The 17,141-nt window shown below is 69.4% G+C and carries 20 protein-coding genes; 5 read left to right on the top strand and 15 right to left on the bottom strand.

Annotated elements, in window-relative coordinates; genetic code table 11:
- Window positions 1-17 precede the first annotated feature (17 nt).
- Window positions 18-1,856 carry an endonuclease/exonuclease/phosphatase family protein gene (locus tag OOK40_RS07960; RefSeq protein WP_266477668.1) on the top strand — a complete coding sequence of 613 codons (1,839 nt, stop codon included), beginning with the start codon at window positions 18-20 and terminating at the stop codon, window positions 1,854-1,856.
- A 59-nt stretch (window positions 1,857-1,915) separates the two neighbouring features.
- On the opposite strand, the gene OOK40_RS07955 is transcribed toward OOK40_RS07960, so the two are convergent.
- Window positions 1,916-2,542, bottom strand: a complete 627-nt coding sequence (locus OOK40_RS07955; RefSeq protein WP_266477666.1) for a DUF4232 domain-containing protein — start codon at window positions 2,540-2,542, stop codon at window positions 1,916-1,918.
- Window positions 2,543-2,725: 183 nt separating this feature from the next.
- Here OOK40_RS07955 and dapA point away from each other — a divergent pair, with 183 nt between their 5' ends.
- On the top strand, window positions 2,726-3,613 hold the full coding sequence (dapA, locus tag OOK40_RS07950) for a 4-hydroxy-tetrahydrodipicolinate synthase (protein WP_266477664.1): 888 nt from the start codon (window positions 2,726-2,728) through the stop codon (window positions 3,611-3,613).
- A gap of 28 nt (window positions 3,614-3,641) precedes the next feature.
- Here the strand turns inward: dapA and dapD are convergent, their stop codons facing one another.
- From dapD to OOK40_RS07925, 5 genes are all read right to left on the bottom strand, one after another.
- Window positions 3,642-4,631 (bottom strand): 2,3,4,5-tetrahydropyridine-2,6-dicarboxylate N-succinyltransferase, encoded by a 990-nt coding sequence (gene dapD / locus OOK40_RS07945; protein WP_266477662.1) that lies wholly within the window; start codon window positions 4,629-4,631, stop codon window positions 3,642-3,644.
- A gap of 106 nt (window positions 4,632-4,737) precedes the next feature.
- Window positions 4,738-5,694, bottom strand: a complete 957-nt coding sequence (locus OOK40_RS07940; protein ID WP_266477660.1) for a CU044_5270 family protein — start codon at window positions 5,692-5,694, stop codon at window positions 4,738-4,740.
- Window positions 5,687-6,298 carry an RNA polymerase sigma factor gene (locus tag OOK40_RS07935; RefSeq protein WP_266477659.1) on the bottom strand — a complete coding sequence of 204 codons (612 nt, stop codon included), beginning with the start codon at window positions 6,296-6,298 and terminating at the stop codon, window positions 5,687-5,689. Before OOK40_RS07935 ends, OOK40_RS07940 begins: the two co-directional genes overlap by 8 nt.
- A gap of 132 nt (window positions 6,299-6,430) precedes the next feature.
- Window positions 6,431-6,979: a TetR/AcrR family transcriptional regulator gene (locus tag OOK40_RS07930; protein ID WP_266477658.1), complete on the bottom strand. Its 549-nt coding sequence runs from the start codon at window positions 6,977-6,979 to the stop codon at window positions 6,431-6,433.
- The gene (locus tag OOK40_RS07925) at window positions 6,979-7,299 is read right to left on the bottom strand and encodes a multidrug efflux SMR transporter (RefSeq protein WP_266477657.1); all 321 of its coding nucleotides are present in this window, start codon (window positions 7,297-7,299) and stop codon (window positions 6,979-6,981) included. The genes OOK40_RS07930 and OOK40_RS07925 overlap by 1 nt, the downstream gene beginning before the upstream one ends.
- Window positions 7,300-7,412: 113 nt before the next feature.
- Between OOK40_RS07925 and OOK40_RS07920 the strand changes: the two genes are divergently transcribed.
- Both OOK40_RS07920 and OOK40_RS07915 read left to right on the top strand, forming a co-directional pair.
- Window positions 7,413-7,874, top strand: a complete 462-nt coding sequence (locus tag OOK40_RS07920) for a MarR family winged helix-turn-helix transcriptional regulator (protein ID WP_266477656.1) — start codon at window positions 7,413-7,415, stop codon at window positions 7,872-7,874.
- Between the two features lie 465 nt (window positions 7,875-8,339).
- Window positions 8,340-8,699 (top strand): hypothetical protein, encoded by a 360-nt coding sequence (locus OOK40_RS07915; protein ID WP_266479104.1) that lies wholly within the window; start codon window positions 8,340-8,342, stop codon window positions 8,697-8,699.
- A 99-nt stretch (window positions 8,700-8,798) separates the two neighbouring features.
- Here the strand turns inward: OOK40_RS07915 and OOK40_RS07910 are convergent, their stop codons facing one another.
- The 9 genes from OOK40_RS07910 to OOK40_RS07870 all read right to left on the bottom strand — a co-directional run bounded on the left by OOK40_RS07910 (window position 8,799) and on the right by OOK40_RS07870 (window position 15,769).
- Complete coding sequence (locus tag OOK40_RS07910) at window positions 8,799-9,164, bottom strand: VOC family protein (RefSeq protein ID WP_266477655.1); 366 nt, start codon at window positions 9,162-9,164, stop codon at window positions 8,799-8,801.
- Between the two features lie 60 nt (window positions 9,165-9,224).
- Window positions 9,225-9,563 (bottom strand): metal-sulfur cluster assembly factor, encoded by a 339-nt coding sequence (locus OOK40_RS07905; protein WP_266477654.1) that lies wholly within the window; start codon window positions 9,561-9,563, stop codon window positions 9,225-9,227.
- Window positions 9,560-10,015 carry a Fe-S cluster assembly sulfur transfer protein SufU gene (gene sufU, locus OOK40_RS07900; RefSeq protein ID WP_266477653.1) on the bottom strand — a complete coding sequence of 152 codons (456 nt, stop codon included), beginning with the start codon at window positions 10,013-10,015 and terminating at the stop codon, window positions 9,560-9,562. The genes OOK40_RS07905 and sufU overlap by 4 nt, the downstream gene beginning before the upstream one ends.
- 11 nt (window positions 10,016-10,026) lie before the next feature.
- A complete protein-coding gene (locus tag OOK40_RS07895) occupies window positions 10,027-11,283 on the bottom strand; it encodes a cysteine desulfurase (RefSeq protein WP_266477652.1) in 1,257 nt (418 codons plus the stop codon).
- Window positions 11,280-12,044, bottom strand: a complete 765-nt coding sequence (gene sufC, locus OOK40_RS07890) for a Fe-S cluster assembly ATPase SufC (protein WP_266477651.1) — start codon at window positions 12,042-12,044, stop codon at window positions 11,280-11,282. The genes OOK40_RS07895 and sufC overlap by 4 nt, the downstream gene beginning before the upstream one ends.
- A gap of 7 nt (window positions 12,045-12,051) precedes the next feature.
- Entirely contained in the window at window positions 12,052-12,372 is a 321-nt protein-coding gene (locus OOK40_RS07885; RefSeq protein WP_266477649.1) for a non-heme iron oxygenase ferredoxin subunit, read from the bottom strand.
- Window positions 12,372-13,553 carry a Fe-S cluster assembly protein SufD gene (sufD, locus tag OOK40_RS07880; protein WP_266477647.1) on the bottom strand — a complete coding sequence of 394 codons (1,182 nt, stop codon included), beginning with the start codon at window positions 13,551-13,553 and terminating at the stop codon, window positions 12,372-12,374. Before sufD ends, OOK40_RS07885 begins: the two co-directional genes overlap by 1 nt.
- Before the next feature lie 69 nt (window positions 13,554-13,622).
- Window positions 13,623-15,044 (bottom strand): Fe-S cluster assembly protein SufB, encoded by a 1,422-nt coding sequence (gene sufB, locus OOK40_RS07875; RefSeq protein ID WP_266477645.1) that lies wholly within the window; start codon window positions 15,042-15,044, stop codon window positions 13,623-13,625.
- Window positions 15,041-15,769 (bottom strand): metalloregulator ArsR/SmtB family transcription factor, encoded by a 729-nt coding sequence (locus tag OOK40_RS07870; RefSeq protein ID WP_266477643.1) that lies wholly within the window; start codon window positions 15,767-15,769, stop codon window positions 15,041-15,043. Before OOK40_RS07870 ends, sufB begins: the two co-directional genes overlap by 4 nt.
- A gap of 421 nt (window positions 15,770-16,190) precedes the next feature.
- Between OOK40_RS07870 and OOK40_RS07865 the strand changes: the two genes are divergently transcribed.
- Window positions 16,191-17,117: an ABC transporter ATP-binding protein gene (locus OOK40_RS07865; protein ID WP_266477642.1), complete on the top strand. Its 927-nt coding sequence runs from the start codon at window positions 16,191-16,193 to the stop codon at window positions 17,115-17,117.
- Window positions 17,118-17,141 lie beyond the last annotated feature (24 nt).

Genomic DNA, 17,141 nt, shown 5'->3' with positions numbered 1-17,141 from the left:
CATCCGGAGAACCTTTGATGCCTTCCTCCGTCGTACCGAGAACCGCCGCCGTCGCGGCCGTCGTCTCCGTGGCACTGGCCGCCGGCCTGCTCGCAGGCGCCTCCGCCTCCGCATCCGCCGCCGCCGGGGTCCGGATCCATGACATCCAGGGCGCCACCCGGATATCCCCGCTGGCCGGCCAGCAGGTGACCGAGGTCCCCGGCATCGTCACGGGCGTACGGACCTACGGCTCCAAGGGCTTCTGGTTCCAGGACCCGCAGGCCGACGACAACCCGGCCACCAGCGAGGGCGTCTTCGTCTACACGGGCTCCGCCCCGACCGTCGCGGTCGGCGACAGCGTGCTCGTCTCCGGCACGGTCGGCGAGTACATCCCCGGCGGCACGTCCTCCGGCAACCAGTCGCTCACCCAGATCGCCAAGCCCGCGGTCACCGTGGTCTCCTCCGGCAACGCGCTGCCCGCGCCGGTCATGGTCTCCGCCCGGTCGGTGCCCTCGGCGTACGCCCCCACCGGCGACGCCGCCGCGGGCAACAGCATCAATGCGCTCCCGCTCGACCCCGACACGTACGCCCTGGACTACTACGAGTCCCTGGAGGGCACCGACGTACGCATCGGCACCTCCCGCGTCGTCGGCGCCACCGACCCGTACGCCGAGCTGTGGGTGACGGTGAAGCCGTCCGAGCACCGCACCCCCCGCGGCGGCACGCTCTACGGCTCGTACACCTCGCAGAACACCGGCCGGCTCCAGATCCAGCAGCTGGCGCCGCTCGCCGAGAAGCCCTTCCCCAAGGCGAACGTCGGCGATGTGCTCTCCGGCACGACCGAAGGCCCCCTGGACTTCAACCAGTTCGGCGGCTACACCATCACCGCGCGCACGCTGGGCACGGTCACCGACCAGGGCCTGAAGCGTGAGTCGACGCGCAAGCAGAGCCGCGGCGAGCTCGCGGTCGCCACGTACAACGTGGAGAACCTCGACACGAGCGACCCGCAGGAGAAGTTCGACGCGCTCGCGGCGGCCGTGGTCGACAACCTCGCCTCGCCCGACATCCTCGCCCTGGAGGAGATCCAGGACGACAACGGCGCCAAGAACACCGGCATCGTCACGGCGGGCGAGACACTGAAGAAGTTCACCGCGGCAATCACGGCGGCCGGCGGCCCGGCGTACGAGTGGCGCAGCATCGACCCCGAGAACAACAAGGACGGCGGCGAGCCCGGCGGAAACATCCGCCAGGTCTTCCTCTTCAACCCCGAGCGGGTCTCCTTCACGGACCGTCCGGGCGGCGACGCGAAGACCGCGACCGCCGTCGTCGAGGGGGAGAAGGGCCGCGCGGCCCTGACGCTGTCCCCCGGCAGGATCGACCCGGCGAACACCGCCTGGGAGAACAGCCGCAAGCCGCTGGCCGGTGAGTTCACCTTCCGCGGCCGCCCGGTCTTCGTGATCGCCAACCACTTCGGCTCGAAGGGCGGCGACGAGAGCCTGGCCTCGCACCACCAGCCGCCGAACCGGTCCTCCGAGACCAAGCGCCTGCAGCAGGCTCAGGCCGTGAACGCCTTCGTCAAGGACATCATCAAGGCCGACTGCCGCGCCGATGTCCTGGTCCTGGGCGACATCAACGACTTCGAGTTCTCGGCGACGACTAAGGCGCTGACCGACGGCGGTGCGCTGTACCCGGCGGTCAAGTCCCTGCCCCGCTCGCAGCGTTACTCGTACGTCTTCCAGGGCAACAGCCAGGTTCTGGACCAGATCCTGACCAGCCCGGCGATCGGCGACTTCAGTTACGACAGCGTGCACATCAACGCCGAGTTCGCGGACCAGAACAGCGACCACGACCCGCAGGTCCTGCGCTTCCGCCCGTAGGCAGTAGGCCGGTCCCACGCCCGCGCGGAAGCTCAGCGCGGGCGTGTGCCGGTCAGCCATCAACCCTGGCCGGGGTCAACAGCCCAGGCCGTGACGTCCAGTTCGGCCGCGGTGCCCATGTCGAGCGTGAAGGGCAGCGTCTGCTTCTCCTCGTCCGCGGACGGCGCGATCACCAGATACGCGCCTGGCTTCGGCGGGTCGAAGGAGGTGACGCGGTTCGTCCAGTTCAGCACGGACACCGCACTCTTCCCGGGCGCGAGCGTGATCGGCTCGGGGCCCCGGACCCTGCCCGCGTCCGCCTCACCGTGGGTGATCTTCAGCTTGAGCGGTTCGCGGTCCTTGTCCAGGGCTCCGACCTGCGGATAGCCGTTGACGTGGTACGCACTTCGCCCGCAGTTCCTCAATGTGATCACGGTTGCTCGGCGCCCCATCGCGGCGTTCACCTCACCGATGGTGATCACCACGCCGGAGGCGGGGCACGCCGTCGGCGTGGGCGTCGGACCCGGCGTCGGAGTCCCTGGCAGCGCACCGTACTGGGGGAAGGGGGACGCGGACAGCGAGCCGGCCTTCACCGGCCACGTCCGGCTGGGGTCCGCCGCGCCCCGCGGCGGCTCCTGCTCGCTCGTACAGCCGCCCAGCACCACAGCCGCCATCACCACCGCCGTCGCCACTCCGGTACGCCTCACAGCACATGCCCCCCATGTCGGTCTGCCTCGCCCGGAACCCGATCATGTCAGAGGTGAACGCCTGGGCCATGCCTGCCCGTTCAGCTGAGGGCGGCCGAGTGCCAACTCTTCAGCTCTGCTTGCCCCTCACCCCAAGCAGATCTACGTGGACCTTCACTGTCCCTCGGGCCGACACTGCGGAACATGACCCTTTCACGCCCTTTCGGCCGCGCGCTCTGCGCGATGATCACGCCCTTCACCGCCACTGGCGAACTGGACCTGGAGGCGGCCGCCCGCCACGCGGTCCATCTGGTGACCGAGGGCTGCGACGGACTGGTCCTGAACGGCACCACCGGCGAGTCCCCGACCACGACCGACGCCGAGAAGACGGCGCTGGTACGCGCGGTGTGCGAGGCGGTCGGTGACACCGCGTCCGTCGTGGCGGGCGTCGGCAGCGCGTCCACGCGGCACACGGTCGAGCTGGCACGCGCGGCCGAACAGGCGGGCGCGGACGGCCTGTTGGTGGTCACCCCGTACTACAGCCGCCCGCCGCAGGACGCGATCGAGGCGCACTTCCGTACGGTCGCGGACGCGACGAGACTTCCGGTGATGCTGTACGACATCCCCGGCCGCACCGGCACCCGTATCGAGGTGGACACGATGCTGCGCCTGGCGGGCCATCCGCGGATCGTCGCCGTCAAGGACTGCGCGTACGACCTGCTCGGCTCGGCCAAGGTGATCACCCGCACCTCGCTGGCGTACTACTCGGGCTGCGAGGAACTGAACCTGCCGCTGTACGCGGTGGGCGCCGCGGGCTATGTCAGCACGGTCGCGAACGTCGCACCGCGCCCGTTGCGCGCGGTGCTCGACGCATACGACAAGGGCGACACCGCCGAGGCCGCCCGCCTCAACGGCCGCACGCTCCCGCTGGCCGAACTGATGATGGCCTCGGGCCTGCCGGGCACGGTGACGGCGAAGGCCCTCGTGGACGCGGGCCCGGTCCGCGAACCGCTGCGGCCCGCGGGGCGCGAGGCGGTCGACCGGCTGCGTGCGGCGTACGAGGAGCTGGAAACCGGCTCCTCCGGCGTTTGACGGAGGAGCCTGAGCCCCCGGACAGGACCTAGTTGTGGCTGTGCAGGACCTCGTTGAGCCCGCCCCACACCGCGTTGTTCGGACGCGCCTCCACCGACCCGGTGACCGAGTTCCGGCGGAAGAGGATGTTGCTCGCGCCGGAGAGCTCGCGTGCCTTGACGATCTGACCGTCGGGCATCGTGACCCGGGTCCCTGCCGTGACGTACAGCCCCGCCTCGACCACACACTCGTCGCCGAGCGCGATCCCGACGCCCGCCTCGGCACCGATCAGGCAGCGCTCGCCGATGACGATCCGGACGTTGCCGCCGCCGGAGAGCGTGCCCATCGTGGACGCGCCGCCGCCGATGTCGGAGCCGTCGCCGACGACGACGCCCGCGGAGATGCGCCCCTCGACCATCGACGTGCCGAGCGTGCCGGCGTTGAAGTTCACGAAGCCCTCGTGCATGACGGTCGTGCCCTCGGCGAGGTGCGCGCCGAGGCGGACGCGGTCGGCGTCGGCGATGCGCACGCCCTTGGGCGCGACGTAGTCCGTCATCCGCGGGAACTTGTCGATGCTGGTCACGGCGAGGTGCAGGCCCTCGGCGCGGGCGTTGAGACGCACGGTCTCGACCTGGTCGACGGCGACCGGGCCGAGCGAGGTCCAGGCGACGTTGGCGAGCAGCCCGAAGACGCCGTCCAGGTTCTGGCCGTGCGGCTGGACGAGCCGGTGGCTCAGCAGGTGCAGGCGCAGATACGCGTCGTGGGCGTCCAGCGGCTTGTCGTCGAGCGAGGCGATGACCGTACGGACGGCGACGACCTCGACGCCACGGCGGGCGTCCGGGCCGATGGCCTTGGCGGCGCCCTCGCCGAGCAGCTCGACGGCACGCTCGGCGGTCAGCCGCTCGGTCCCGGCCGGGCCGGCCTCGGCGGACAGTTCGGGGGCGGGGAACCAGGTGTCGAGTACGGTGCCGTCGGTGGTGAGGGTGGCGAGCCCGGCGGCGACGGCGCCGGTGGTGCGAGGAGCAGTGGTGTCGGTCATGAGGAGAACCTAACCGGCGAGGGCGGGCGGGTGCGAACCGGTCTCACGTCCCGGTCGCACCCGCCCCGTCCCCCCCGTCGCCGTGCGCCCGCCCCGGCCCGGCCGGTCAGGGGCGCAGGCTGTGATTGTCGACAACGGCGGTCTTCACGAGGGCGCTGAACCTGACCACGGTGTCCTTCGTGGTGATCTTGCTGTCGAGTTTTCCGCCGGCGAGATAGAGGGTGCGCTTACCGCGGTACTCGAATGTCGCCGGGTCGAGCAGCAGCTCCTCCCGCAGGTTCAGGTCACCGGTGAACGTGAAGTCGGGCTCGTACACGGCCAGGGCAGGCCGGCCGATCGCATCCTTCACGAACGTGCGGTCGATCTTTACGCCGGGGATCTCGCCGAGTGCCCGGTAGAGCGAGGCACGCACCTTCGGCGGAATGAGGTCGACCTCGGAGAGCAACACCATGATCCGCCAGTAGTTGGCGCTGTCGTCTGATCCCTGCGGCGTGCCCGCGACCGGGATCACGTCCCGAAGGGCCAGAAACAGCTTCTGCGGATCGTCCGGCAGCTTCGCGACCTTGGCTCGCATACGCTTCGGTGACCCCCAGTTCCAGTGACCGGTGCGATCGATCTGCTGGGGATTGAGCAGCGTCCGGAACAGCTTGCCGCTGCCGTACTGAGTCCAGCTCTCGGTCTCCATCGTTGGCCAGGAAGCGCCCCTCGATGTCTCCTCGGTGGTCGGATTGAGGTCGTTGACGAAGTTCAGAGGCGCCTGCTTCTCCACGACCTTCCGGTAGATCCACTGGCCGTCCCGCGGCTCGGCGACCGATCCGTGTTCGCTCTGCGGCCGCGGCTCCTGCGTCACCGTCCCCGCTCCGAGCTGGGTCGTCAGGACCGCCGCCGCGGTCACCGCGGCCGCCGCGCCCACTGCCGCGAGCTTCCAGTTGGCCAGGAAGCGACGGGTCCGGCCGGTACGGACCTGCTCGTCGAGGAGCCGCTGCCGTCCGGCGGCCAGCCGGGCGGGGTCCGGAGCCGGCGCGTCCGCGCGGAATTCCTGGAGCGTCTGCATCTCATCCATGACTGACCGCCTCCTGCGGATCGGACGGATCGCGTGCGAGGGTGGGATCGGACTCTCCCAGCGCGGCGCGCACCTTCTTCCGGGCGCGGTTGAGCCGGGAACGCACCGTTCCGACCGGGATGGAGAGCGCCTCGGCGACCTCCTGGTATCCGAGATCCGCCCAGGCGACGAGCAGCAGCACATGCCGGTCACCGGTGGACAGCCCGGCGAGGGCCCCGGCCAGCGGCACGTGCACGGCCTGTGCGGTGACCCGGTCGTCGGCGTGGTCGACCCAGGACTCGGTGACCGGGTCGTGGCCGGTGCGGGCAAGCGCCTTCAGCGCCCGGACCTCGGTGCGGCGCTGTTTTCCGATGAGGTTCGCCGCTATCCCGTACAGCCAGGGCCTGGCGTGCTCCCTGCCCAGGTCGTAGCGCGACCGGGTCCGGAAGGCGCTGAGGAAGGTGTCGGACGTGATGTCGTCGGCGGCTCCGTCACCGAGACGGCGGGCGACGTACCGGTGGATGTCCGGCGCGTACCGGTTGTAGAGCTCGGCGAAGAGCTCGGGCCGCTCCAACGACCCGGCGATGACGGCGGCATCGCCGTCGGGACTGACTGGGCCGCTCACGGGCTCTCCGTCTCTGCCGTTCGGGCCTGCGGGGTTCTGGTCACACCCCCTGTTACCCGGAGTGCGGAAAGGGGTTCACGGAGCACGGGCCGGGAGGGGGTGCGCCGCACCAGACGCGCCCTCGCCCAGCCGTCAGGCACCCCGCGCCCCGATGATCCGGGCCAGCATCTCCCGCGCGTACTCCGCCTCGTACGGCGTGTCCGTCAGCAGCACCTGCAGACAGATCCCGTCCATCAGCGCCACCAGCGCCCGCGCCGTGACCGGATCGGTCCGCCTGGCCAGGATCTCGGCGAGGCCCTCGCACCACTCCGCGGCGACCGGCCGCAGCGCGGGCCGCCGCAGGGCCGCCAGATAGAGCTCGTACTCCAGCTCCACGCCGGTGCGCTCCCCGGCGAGCCACTCCCCCATCAGCCGGGCGAGTTCCTCGGCGACATCGGCGCCGGGGTCGGCGAGCGCGCCACTGTCCCGTACCGCCGCCCCGAATCCTTCGTTGGTCCGGCGCAGCGCGGCGACCATCAGCTCGTCCAGGGAGGCGAAGTGGTAGGTCGTCGAGCCGAGCGGAACATCCGCCTCGGCCGCGACCGTGCGGTGGCTGAGTCCCCCGATGCCGTTCGTGGCGACCACGCGGATCGCCGCGTCGATGATGCGCCGACGCCGCTCGGGGTCGTACCGCCGCGCCATCAGTGCGCACCGCCCAGGGTGAGCACGACGACCCCGACGATCACCAGGGCGATCCCGGTGAGCTTGGCGAGGCTGGTCGACTCGCCCAGGAAGAGCATGCCGATCGCGGCGACGGCGGCCGTGCCGACGCCCGCCCAGATCGCGTACGCGGTGCCCACCGAGAGGGTCTTGAGCGTCTGCGCAAGCAGTGTGAAGGCGAGCAGATAGCCCGCGACGGTGAGCAGCGAGGGCCACAGCCTGGTGAAGCCCTCGCTGTACTTCATGGCCGTCGTCCCGGCCACCTCCGCCGCGATCGCCGCGGCCAGCAGTCCGTATCCCATGTGTACGAGGGTACACATCGTTGCGTACGCTCGTACATATCGGCGGATCGTGCAATATGTATGTACGGGCGCAAGCAACCGGCAGGGCGAGACCCGACGAAAGGCGGCGGACGATGTCCGACCAGGACGAACTCGCACGCATCCACCGCTCCTATCTGACCGCCGCCGCCCTGCACGGCCAGGCCGCCGCCGAAACCCTCGGCCAGAACCCCACCGACGTGTACGCGCTGAGCACACTGGAGCTCGCGGGTCCCCTGACCACCGGCAGGCTCGCCGAGCGGATCGGCCTCTCGCAGAGCGCCACCACCCGGCTCGTGGACCGGCTGGAGCGAGCCGGCCGGGTCCGCCGCGGCCTGGACGCCACCGACCGCCGCCGGGTCGTCGTCGAGTCCGTGCCCCTCACCCCGGAACAGGACGAGGCGGCGTTCGGCGCCGCACGCCGCCGGATGGCCGAGGTCTTCGCGGGCTTCAGCCCCGACGAACTGCGCGTCCTGGTCCGCTACTTCGAGCAGGCTGCGCCCGCGCTGCGCGAGGCGACGGCCGAGACGAGAAAGGCAAAGCGGGGGGCACGGTGACCCCGCCCGCCCCACCCCGCTACGGTGTCCCGTCCGACCAGGCAGAACACACCGGGGCCCACGGCGCCCGGGCCGACGACGCGCGGGAGACACCTCAGTGGCATACGGAAACACACCTCCGCCCGGACCGCCTCCGGGGTGGGGCGGCTGGATGCCCCCGCCGCCGCCCAAGCCCGGGGTGATCCCGCTGGCCCCGCTCGGGCTCAATCCTCGGCGGCGCCTTCAGCACGATCAGGCGCTACTGGAAGCAGCTGTTCGGCATAGCCGCGGCCGTCTACGGCGCGGCGGCGGTCGCCGTCGGAGTCGCACTGGCGATCATGTACGCGGTTGTCGGCGACCACCTGCGCACGATCTACGACGCGACGCGTGACGAGCCTCCCGTCTGGGACGACATCCGTCCGCTGCTCTTCGCCTTCCTCGCCGTCTGGGGCATCGGCATGATCGGGCCAGGGCGCACTCGCGGCGATGCGCCGCTCGTCGAAGCTGGTCCGCGGCGACTGGTGGCGGATCTTCGGCATCACGCTGCTCACCGGCGTCATGGCCGGTATCGCGGCCTATGTCATCCAACTGCCGCTCAGCCTCGTCCAGATGCTCCCCGGCGCGATCGGCAGCTCGGACCTCGGCTCGGACCCGACCGGATCGCAGGTCATGGTCTACCTCGGTGGTGCGATCGTGCTGAGTCTGGTGAGCCAGCTGATCGGGCAGGTGGTGGTCGCCGCGTTCCCGCAGCTGATCGCGAGCCTGCTCTACATCGACCGCCGCATCCGCACGGAGAACCTGGCCCCGACCCTCGCCGAGGCCGCCGCCGTACCGCCCGCCTACTAGAGCTGGTCGCGCTAGGCCGTGTCTGACAAATCTCGCCTGGCGCGCGACGCCCGGCACGCACCCCGCCCTGCGGGCGGACGGCGCTATTTCAGACACGGCCTAGTCGAGCAGCGTCTTCTTCGGGCGCAGTACGCAGAACTCGTTGCCCTCAGGGTCGGCGAGCACCACCCAGGTCGCTTCCGGCCCCTGCCCGACACCGGCCCGCCGGGCCCCGAGCCCGATGATCCGCTCGACCTCGGCGGCCTGGTCGTCGGGCGTGAGGTCGATGTGCAGCCTGTTCTTGACGGTCTTGTGCTCGGGGACGGGCACGAAGGTGATCCCCGGCAGGGAGAACTCGTCCGCGCCGATGGTGATCTCGTCCTCGGCCTCGAAGACCACCTTCCAGTCCAGGACCTGGCTCCAGAAGCGGGCGAGCGCCGGCAGATCGTGGGCGTCGATGACGACGGTGTACAGCGAAACGGCCATGCCTGCCAGTGTGCCTGGCAGGCATGGCCGTTTCGAGGATCTGTCTCGGGAGAGTCCGGCTCAGACGTTGAAGCCCAGCGCGCGCAGCTGCTCGCGCCCGTCGTCCGTGATCTTGTCCGGGCCCCACGGCGGCATCCAGACCCAGTTGATCTTCAGCTCGTTGACGATACCGTCCGTTGCCGCCTTCGCCTGGTCCTCGATCACATCGGTCAGCGGGCAGGCCGCGGACGTCAGCGTCATGTCCAGGGTGGCGATGTTGGACTCGTCGATGTGGATGCCGTAGATCAGGCCGAGGTTGACGACGTCGATGCCCAGCTCGGGGTCGACGACGTCGTACAGCGCCTCGCGGACCTCCTCCTCGGAGGCAGGCTTCATCGTGGCGGTCTCGTTGTCAGTCATGCCGTCTTCCCTTCGGACAGCGCCTGCGCCGTCGCGTCCTTCCACGCCATCCAGCTCAGCAGAGCACACTTCACCCGGGCGGGGTACTTGGAGACACCGGCGAACGCGACCGCGTCCTCCAGCACCTCCTCCATCGCGTCGTCGGGCTCGATCTGGCCCTTCGACTGCATCAGCTCCAGGAAGGTCGCCTGGATCTTCTGCGCCTCGGCCAGCTCCTTGCCGACCAGCAGCTCGTTCAGTACGGAGGCGGAGGCCTGGCTGATCGAGCAGCCCTGGCCCTCGTACGACACGTCCTCGATACGGGAACCGTCGTACTTCACGCGGAGCGTGATCTCGTCACCGCACGTCGGATTGACGTGGTGCACCTCGGCGTCGCCGTCCCGCAGACCACGCCCGTGGGGGTGCTTGTAGTGGTCCAGGATGACTTCCTGGTACATCGAATCCAGCTTCACGCGTCAGTCCCTCATCCGAAGAAGTTACGGACGTGCTCCAGGCCGTCGATCAAGGCATCGACCTCGCCCGGCGTGGAGTACAGATAGAACGACGCCCGCGTGGTCGCAGGAATTCCGTACCGCAGGCAGACCGGCCGCGCGCAGTGGTGGCCGACCCGGACTGCGATGCCCTGCTCGTCGAGAACCTGGCCCACGTCGTGCGGGTGGATGTCTCCCAGAGTGAAGGAGATCGCCGCGCCGCGCTCCTCGGCCGTGGTGGGGCCGATGATCCGCAGGTCGGGGACCTCCAGGAGACGCTTCACCGCGTACTCGGTGAGGGCGTGCTCATGCTGGGCGATCTTGTCCATGCCGATCGAGGTGAGGTAGTCCACGGCCGCGCCGAGGCCGACGGCCTGGGCGATCGGGGGCGTACCGGCCTCGAACTTGTGCGGCGCGGGAGCGTAGGTGGAGGAGTGCATCGAGACGGTCTCGATCATCTCGCCGCCGCCGAGGAACGGCGGAAGGTCTTCCAGCAGCTCCTGGCGGCCCCACAGCACGCCGATGCCCGTCGGGCCGCACATCTTGTGGCCGGTGAAGGCCACGAAGTCGGCGCCGAGCGCCTGTACGTCCAGTGGCATGTGCGGCGCGGCCTGCGAGGCGTCGATCAGGACCAGCGCGCCCACGTCCTGCGCCCGGCGCACGAGCGCGTCGACCGGGTTGACCGTGCCCATGATGTTGGAGACCAGCGTGAAGGAGACGATCTTCGTCTTCTCGGTGATGATCTCGTCGATGTTCGACAGGTCGAGACGGCCGTCGTCGGTGAGGCCGAACCACTTCAGCTTCGCGCCGGTGCGCTGCGCGAGCAGCTGCCACGGGACGATGTTGGAGTGGTGCTCCATCTCCGTGATGACGATCTCGGTCTCGTGGTCCACGCGGTAGGGCTCGTCCGCCCAGCCGAGCATGTTGGCCACGAGGTTGAGCGACTCGGAGGCGTTCTTGGTGAAGATCACCTCGTCGCGGCTCGGCGCGTTGATGAAGGCGGCGACCTTGTCGCGGGCACCCTCGTACAGCGCCGTGGCCTCCTCGGCGAGCACGTGGATACCGCGGTGGACGTTGGCATTGTGCTGTTCGTAGTACTCGCTCAGCACATCGATCACCTGGCGCGGCGTCTGGGACGTCGCCGCGTTGTCCAGGTACACGAGCTTCTTCCCGTCGTGGATCAAGCGCTCCAGGATCGGGAAGTCCTTGCGGATCGCCTCGGTGTCGAGGAGGCCCGGCAGCTGTGTCACGCGGATACGCCACCCTTCGTGTATGCCTCGTAGCCCTCGGCCTCGAGCTTGTCGGCGAGCTCGGCGCCGCCGGACTCGGCGATGCGGCCGTTCGCGAACACGTGCACGAAGTCGGGCTTGATGTAGCGCAGGATGCGCGTGTAGTGGGTGATCAGCAGGGTGCCGACCTCACCGCTCGCGTGGACGCGGTTGACGCCCTCGGAGACCTGGCGCAGCGCGTCGACGTCCAGACCGGAGTCGGTCTCGTCGAGGATCGCGATCTTCGGCTTGAGCAGCTCCAGCTGAAGGATCTCGTGGCGCTTCTTCTCACCGCCGGAGAAGCCCTCGTTCACATTGCGCTCGGCGAAGGCCGGGTCCATCTGGAGCGTCTCCATCGCGAACTTGACCTCCTTCACCCAGGTACGCAGCTTGGGGGCCTCGCCGCGGATCGCCGTCGCCGACGTACGCAGGAAGTTGGAGACCGAGACGCCGGGGACCTCGACCGGGTACTGCATGGCCAGGAACATGCCGGCGCGGGCGCGCTCGTCGACGGTCATCTCAAGGACGTCCTCGCCGTCCAGGGTCACGGTGCCACGGGTGATCGTGTACTTGGGGTGGCCCGCGATGGAGTACGCGAGGGTCGACTTGCCGGAGCCGTTGGGGCCCATGATGGCGTGGGTCTCGCCCTGCTTCACGGTCAGGTCGACGCCCTTGAGGATCTCCCGGGGGCCGTTCTCGGCCTCGACGGAAACGTGCAGGTCGCGGATTTCAAGCGTTGCCATGGGTGACTCAGGACTCCTGGGTGACGGAGACGAGCACATCGTCCCCTTCGATCTTGACGGGGTATACGGGGACGGGGCGCGTCGCGGGGAGGCCGGACGGCTTGCCGGTGCGGAGGTCGAAGCTGGAGCCGTGCAGCCAGCACTCGATCTGGCAGTCCTCCACCTCGCCCTCGGACAGCGAGACATTCGCGTGCGAGCAGACGTCGTGGATGGCGAAGACCTCGCCGTCGGTCCGGACGACCGAGATCGGCGTGCCGTCGAGTTCCACCCGCTTCGGGGTGTCCTCCTCCAGCTCGCTCAGCCCACAGGCTCGGACGAAGGCGGCCATCAGACGGACGCCTCCAGCTCCGCGTCGATCTTGGCGAGCAGGCGCTCCTCGACGTCGGGCAGACCGATCTTCTGGACCAGCTCGGCGAAGAAGCCGCGGACCACCAGGCGGCGGGCCTCGTCGGCCGGAATGCCACGGGACTGCAGGTAGAAGAGCTGCTCGTCGTCAAAGCGGCCGGTGGCGGAGGCGTGACCGGCGCCGACGATCTCGCCGGTCTCGATCTCCAGGTTCGGTACGGAGTCGACCCGCGCGCCGTCGGTGAGGACGAGGTTGCGGTTCATCTCGTAGGTGTCCGTGCCCTCGGCCTTCGCCTCGATGAGGACGTCGCCGATCCACACCGCGTGCGCGTCCTGGCCCTGCAGCGCGCCCTTGTAGGCGGCGTTGGAGCGGCAGTGCGGGGCGTTGTGGTCGACCAGGAGCCGGTGCTCCTGGTGCTGCCCGGCGTCGGTGAAGTAGAGGCCGAGGAGCTCGGCCTCGCCGCCGGTGCCCGCGTAGGAGACCCGCGGGTGCAGACGTACGAGATCGCCGCCGAAGGTGACCACGATCGACTTGAACGAGGCGTCCCGGCCGACCAGCGCATTGTTCTGGGAGACGTGGACGGCCTTGTCGTCCCAGTCCTGGACGGAGACGACGGTGAGCTTCGCGCCGTCGCCGAGCAGGTAGTCGACATTGGCGGCGAGGACCGCGTCGCCGGTGTGGTCGACGACCACGACGGCCTCGGCGAAGGCGCCGAGCTCGATGACCTGGTGGGCGAAGGCGGTGCCGCCCTCGCCGTGCACGGCGATCCGGACCGGCTCCGTGAGCACGGTCTCCTTGGGCACGGTGACGACCGAGGCCTTCTCGAAGGAGGAGTACGCCTGGGCGGCGACGCGGTCCACCGGGGTGCCCGCCCTGCCGATCCGCGCGTCGTCCCGGCCCACGGTCTCGACGACGACGCCTTCGGGCGCGTCGATGTCGACCTTGATGCCGGTGCCGTTCGCGACGGCGGTGCCGTCGTGCAGACCGGCCAGCCGCTCCAGCGGAGTGAAACGCCACTCCTCCTCGCGGCCGTGCGGGACCGGGAAGTCCGCCACGTCGAAGGACGGCGGCGCACTCATGCGGGTGGCGACGGTCGACTCGGCGGCCACCGCGATCGAGCCGGCAGTGGTGGACCCCGCCGGAATGTTCTGAGCCTCAGCCATGGCTGTCGTCGTGCTCTCTCTCTGCCTCTGCGTAAGAAATCAGTCGCTGCTGGGGAGGGCGGGCGGGACCTAGCCGACCGACCCCTCCATCTGCAGCTCGATCAGCCGGTTGAGCTCCAGTGCGTACTCCATGGGGAGTTCCTTGGCGATCGGCTCGACGAAGCCGCGCACGATCATCGCCATCGCCTCGAACTCCGTCATGCCGCGGCTCATCAGGTAGAAGAGCTGGTCCTCGGAGACCTTGGAGACGGTCGCCTCGTGGCCCATGGACACGTCGTCCTCGCGCACGTCCACGTAGGGGTACGTGTCGGAGCGGGAGATCGTGTCGACCAGCAGCGCGTCACAGAGCACATTGGACTTCGAGCCCGCAGCGCCCTCGCCGATCTCGATCAGACCGCGGTAGGAGGTACGGCCACCGCCTCGCGCCACCGACTTGGAGACGATGTTGGAGGAGGTGTTCGGGGCCATGTGGACCATCTTGGCGCCGGCGTCCTGGTGCTGGCCCTCGCCCGCGAAGGCGATGGACAGGGTCTCGCCCTTGGCGTGCTCGCCCATCAGGTAGACGGCCGGGTACTTCATGGTGACCTTGGAGCCGATGTTGCCGTCGACCCACTCCATGGTCGCGCCCTCGTACGCCACGGCGCGCTTGGTGACCAGGTTGTAGACGTTGTTCGACCAGTTCTGGATCGTCGTGTAGCGGCAGCGGCCGCCCTTCTTGACGATGATCTCGACGACGGCGCTGTGCAGCGAGTCCGAAGAGTAGATCGGGGCGGTACAGCCCTCGACGTAGTGGACGTAGGCGTCCTCGTCGACGATGATCAGCGTCCGCTCGAACTGGCCCATGTTCTCCGTGTTGATACGGAAGTAGGCCTGCAGCGGGATGTCGACCTTCACGCCCTTGGGGACGTAGATGAAGGAGCCACCGGACCACACGGCGGAGTTCAGCGAGGCGAACTTGTTGTCGCCGACCGGGATGACGGTGCCGAAGTACTCCTGGAAGAGCTCCGGGTGCTGCTTCAGCGCGGTGTCCGTGTCGAGGAAGATGACGCCCTGCTCCTCCAGGTCCTCACGGATCTGGTGGTAGACGACCTCGGACTCGTACTGGGCGGCGACACCGGCGACCAGGCGCTGCTTCTCCGCCTCCGGGATGCCGAGTTTGTCGTAGGTGTTCTTGATGTCCTCGGGCAGGTCCTCCCAGGACTCCGCCTGCTTCTCCGTGGACCGCACGAAGTACTTGATGTTGTTGAAGTCGATGCCCGACAGGTCCGAGCCCCAGCTCGGCATGGGCTTCTTGTCGAACAGCCGCAGGCCCTTCAGGCGCAGCTTCAGCATCCACTCCGGCTCGTTCTTCTTCGCCGAGATGTCGCGGACGACTTCCTCGGAGAGGCCGCGCTTGGCAGCGGCACCCGCCGCGTCGGAGTCGGCCCAGCCGAATTCGTACGTACCCAGGCCCTCGAGTTCGGGGTGGGCAGTCTCCGTGGGGAGAGTCATGCGGGGTTCCTCCCGGCCGTGCTTGTGGATGCTGATTCGGTGGTGGTCTGTGGGGCGCTGTGCGGGATGAACGTGGTGCAGACGCCGTCGCCGTGGGCGATGGTGGCCAGACGCTGCACATGGGTTCCCAAGAGGCGGGAGAAGACTTCGGTCTCCGCCTCGCACAGCTGGGGGTACTGCTCGGCGACATGGGCGACCGGGCAGTGGTGCTGGCAGAGCTGTTCGCCGACCGGTGCGCTACGCGCCGTAGCAGCGTACCCGTCGACACTCAAGGCCTTGGCCAGGGCTTCGGTGCGCTCCTCGGGGGGAGCGGCGTCGACAGCCTTGCGGTAAGTCTCGGCCTGGGCTTCGAGCCGGTCCCGGGCGAAGGCGGCGACAGCCGCCTCGCCCCCGGCGTTCTGCTCGATCCAGCGAAGCGCGTCGACGGCCAGCGTGTCGTACGACTGGTCGAAGGCGTCCCGGCCGCAGTCGGTCAGGGCGAACACCTTCGCGGGCCGTCCGCGCGTGCGCGCGCCGTAGACCCGCTGCTCACGGGCTTCGATGACGTTCTCGTGGACGAGCGAGTCGAGATGGCGGCGGACGGCGGCCTGGGTGAGGCCCAGGCGTCCCGCGAGATCGGCCACGGTGGACGGGCCGTGGTCCAGGATGGAGCGCGCGACCCGGTTGCGCGTGGAGCGCTCACCGGTCGCGAGTTCCTCCTGCGGAGCCTCGCCAACGTTTTTCACAACGCCATTGTTGCGTAATTCCTCTGAGCGTGACAACTGCCGTCCAAGGGGTGAGCCGGTGCGCTTCATCACTAAGGGTTACCTAAGAACAGGGCGCGCCCGGCTGCTGCCGGACTGGCTCTGACCAGGCAATTCCCGCGAATTCAGCCTGCAAGATCGAAACGGTCGGCGATCCTGATCGAATTCACCGGAGTCTTGCCGGAATTCGCCACGAATCTGAGGTCGAACCGGCCGTCGTACAGGCCCTGCCGGGCGTTCCGGGTACAGCTTCGGATCCGCCGCGCCCGCGATGCTCCGAGTGGTGGACAGTTCACCCGGCGCTGCCCGGCTGGTCGCCGGTTCAGGCCATTCACGTCACGGCCGTACTTGGGTGTCGGCCCCCGCTCCCGGGGGTCCTCCACCCCCGCCTAGACTCCTCGGCATGCGAAGCGAGTCCGTCGTCCAGATCCGGGGCCTGGTGAAGCGGTACGGATCCAAGACGGCCGTGAATGGCCTCGACCTCGAGGTCCCCCGGGGCTCCGTGACCGCCGTCCTCGGCCCCAACGGAGCCGGCAAGACCACCACGGTCGAGACCTGCGAGGGCTACCGCCGCGCCGACGCGGGCACAGTGCGCGTCCTCGGCCTCGACCCGGTCACCGACGCCGCCAAGCTGCGCCCGAGGATCGGCGTGATGCTCCAGTCCGGCGGCGTGTACTCGGGCGCCCGCGCGGAGGAGATGCTGCGCCACACGGCGAAACTCCACGCCCACCCGCTGGACGTGGACGCACTCATCGAGCGCCTCGGCCTCGGCAACTGCGGCCGCACCACCTACCGGCGCCTCTCCGGCGGCCAGCAGCAGCGCCTGGCGCTGGCCATGGCCGTCGTCGGCCGCCCAGAACTGGTCTTCCTCGACGAGCCGACCGCCGGGCTCGACCCGCAGGCCCGGCGCTCCACCTGGGAGCTCGTGCGCGAACTCCGCCAGGACGGCGTCTCCACCGTCCTGACCACGCACTTCATGGACGAGGCCGAAGAGCTCGCCGACGATGTCGCGATCATCGACGCGGGCAAGGTCATCGCCCAGGGCAGCCCTGAACAGCTCTGCCGCGGCGGCGCCGAGAACACCCTGCGCTTCACCGGGCGGCCCGGCCTCGACGTCGGCTCGCTGCTCAAGGCACTGCCCGACGGCACGGAGGCGGTCGAGCTCACCCCGGGCGCGTACCGCATCACCGGCCAGGTCGACCCGCAGCTGCTGGCGACCGTGACCTCCTGGTGCGCGCAGCACGGCGTGATGCCCGACGGCATCTCGGTCGAGCGCCACACCCTGGAGGACGTGTTTTTGGAGCTGACCGGCAAGGAGCTGCGCTCATGATGCGGGATCACGTCGGTTGCCCCG

The sequence above is a fragment of the Streptomyces sp. NBC_01481 genome (genome assembly GCF_026339995.1).
GTDB lineage: Bacteria > Actinomycetota > Actinomycetes > Streptomycetales > Streptomycetaceae > Streptomyces.
This window is presented reverse-complemented; position numbering and strand designations above follow the sequence as displayed.

What these genes read in the sequence shown, in the direction of transcription:
- OOK40_RS07920 (WP_266477656.1), top strand. Translation starts at nt 7,413, where the DNA reads ATGTCCGACCAGGACGAACTCGCACGCATCCACCGCTCCTATCTGACC.
- dapA (WP_266477664.1), top strand. Translation starts at nt 2,726, where the DNA reads ATGACCCTTTCACGCCCTTTCGGCCGCGCGCTCTGCGCGATGATCACG.
- OOK40_RS07885 (WP_266477649.1), bottom strand. Translation starts at nt 12,372, where the DNA reads ATGGCCGCCTTCGTCCGAGCCTGTGGGCTGAGCGAGCTGGAGGAGGAC.
- OOK40_RS07930 (WP_266477658.1), bottom strand. Translation starts at nt 6,979, where the DNA reads ATGGCGCGGCGGTACGACCCCGAGCGGCGTCGGCGCATCATCGACGCG.
- OOK40_RS07905 (WP_266477654.1), bottom strand. Translation starts at nt 9,563, where the DNA reads ATGACTGACAACGAGACCGCCACGATGAAGCCTGCCTCCGAGGAGGAG.
- sufD (WP_266477647.1), bottom strand. Translation starts at nt 13,553, where the DNA reads ATGGCTGAGGCTCAGAACATTCCGGCGGGGTCCACCACTGCCGGCTCG.
- OOK40_RS07865 (WP_266477642.1), top strand. Translation starts at nt 16,191, where the DNA reads ATGCGAAGCGAGTCCGTCGTCCAGATCCGGGGCCTGGTGAAGCGGTAC.
- OOK40_RS07940 (WP_266477660.1), bottom strand. Translation starts at nt 5,694, where the DNA reads ATGGATGAGATGCAGACGCTCCAGGAATTCCGCGCGGACGCGCCGGCT.
- dapD (WP_266477662.1), bottom strand. Translation starts at nt 4,631, where the DNA reads ATGACCGACACCACTGCTCCTCGCACCACCGGCGCCGTCGCCGCCGGG.
- OOK40_RS07910 (WP_266477655.1), bottom strand. Translation starts at nt 9,164, where the DNA reads ATGGCCGTTTCGCTGTACACCGTCGTCATCGACGCCCACGATCTGCCG.
- OOK40_RS07925 (WP_266477657.1), bottom strand. Translation starts at nt 7,299, where the DNA reads ATGGGATACGGACTGCTGGCCGCGGCGATCGCGGCGGAGGTGGCCGGG.
- sufB (WP_266477645.1), bottom strand. Translation starts at nt 15,044, where the DNA reads ATGACTCTCCCCACGGAGACTGCCCACCCCGAACTCGAGGGCCTGGGT.
- OOK40_RS07960 (WP_266477668.1), top strand. Translation starts at nt 18, where the DNA reads ATGCCTTCCTCCGTCGTACCGAGAACCGCCGCCGTCGCGGCCGTCGTC.
- OOK40_RS07915 (WP_266479104.1), top strand. Translation starts at nt 8,340, where the DNA reads ATGCGCCGCTCGTCGAAGCTGGTCCGCGGCGACTGGTGGCGGATCTTC.
- sufC (WP_266477651.1), bottom strand. Translation starts at nt 12,044, where the DNA reads ATGGCAACGCTTGAAATCCGCGACCTGCACGTTTCCGTCGAGGCCGAG.